Annotated in this window: 1 protein-coding gene; it reads left to right on the forward strand. The window is 54.0% G+C overall.

Translation table 11 applies throughout. From position 1 onward, the window contains the following. The first annotated feature begins 85 nt into the window (after positions 1 to 85). Positions 86 to 1,306, forward strand: coding sequence for an ABC transporter permease (locus B5F53_RS19480; RefSeq protein WP_087227137.1), 1,221 nt, complete (start codon positions 86 to 88; stop codon positions 1,304 to 1,306). The last annotated feature ends 134 nt before the right edge of the window (positions 1,307 to 1,440 follow it).

Consider the following 1,440-nt stretch of genomic DNA (forward strand, 5'->3'; position numbering starts at 1 on the left):
GTTTATGGCGAGACACAGGAGAACGGGGAGATCCGTGCCACAAAGGTCTATATTACCCGGTATGAGTAAGGAAGGAGGGAGCAGCATGCCGTTTTATCAGCGGGGCCTTCTTTACCTGACGCGGAAACGTGCCAAATCCATTCTGCTTTTGATGATCTTTCTGTTTGTCAACAGTATGATCCTTGGCACCAACATGATCCTGCACGCCGCGCAGAGCACGGAAGCCGCCATGAAGAAAAAGACGAAGGCGAAAGCGGTCTGTGAAATGACAGACGCAGGGCAGCCCGTTACAGAGGAGGACGCAAGGGGAATTGGAAACTTAGACGCAGTGACATCCATAAACCGGATGGGACAGCAGGCCGCATATCTGCCGGAGCTTCTTCCGGTTACCGGGAACACTTCCACGGAAGCGGATAACCAGAAAGTCAGCCTGTTATCCTTTGATGACATGGAGACAGACAGCCCCTTTGCGGATCAGTCTTTCCGGCTGACAGAGGGCAGGCTGATCGGTCCGGAAAGCCGGTACTGTGCAGTCGTGAACCAGGGATTTGCCCAGGCGAATGAACTGAAGGTGGGAGATACCTTCTCCCTTGAGAATGAGGAGGGGAAGAAGACCACGGTGGAGATCATCGGGGAATATCTTGCCGGAAATGAAACCCGGCAGGAGAAAGAAAACCTTGCTCTTTACCGGCAGGAGAACCAGGTCTATATCGACAATACAGCGTATCTGGAACTATTTGGCGAGAAAGGATTCTATAAACTGTCCGCCTATGTCAGCCAGCCGGAGCTTCTGGATTCCCTTGCCGGAGAAATGCAGGAAATTGTGGGAGAAAAAGCGGAGATTACCACATCCGATACCCTGTATCAACAGATGAAGGCTCCACTGACGCAGATTACCCGGGTGGTGTCGCTGATGCGTCTGCTTGCTTTCGGCACTGGTACGGCCGTTGTTTCCCTGCTTCTATGTATGTGGATGCGCAGTCGCCAGAAAGAAATGGCGGTGTTCCTCAGTATGGGAGAAGGGAAATCCGTGATCTTTTGGCAGGCGCTGCTGGAATCGGCGGTGGTCTTCCTGCTCGCGCTGCTGGGAGCCTGTGTCCTGGGCACCGCCGCGTCAGGCTGGATGCAGGAACTTCTTCTTGCCACTGTGGATACAGGGGCTTCTCTTACCGTCACCTTACAGGCTGGCGATATTGCACAGCTTCTGGGAATCGGGGGAGCTGTGGTAGGGATCGGAGTCCTGCTGTCCCTGATCCCGGTACTCCGGTCAAATCCAAAAGATATCTTATCAAGAATGGAGGGATGATCCATGAATCTGTTTGAACGGGCAGGGCGTTCCTGCTGTCGGAAGCCGGTCCGCAGTCTGCTGCTTTTGCTTGTGGTGTGCCTGATCAGCCTGCTCTTCCTGTCGGGAATGGCAAGCCGCAGCGCCAATATCGG

Origin of the sequence: Blautia sp. An249 (genome assembly GCF_002159835.1) — a bacterium.
In the GTDB taxonomy this organism is placed as follows: Bacteria; Bacillota; Clostridia; order Lachnospirales; family Lachnospiraceae; genus Blautia_A; species Blautia_A avistercoris.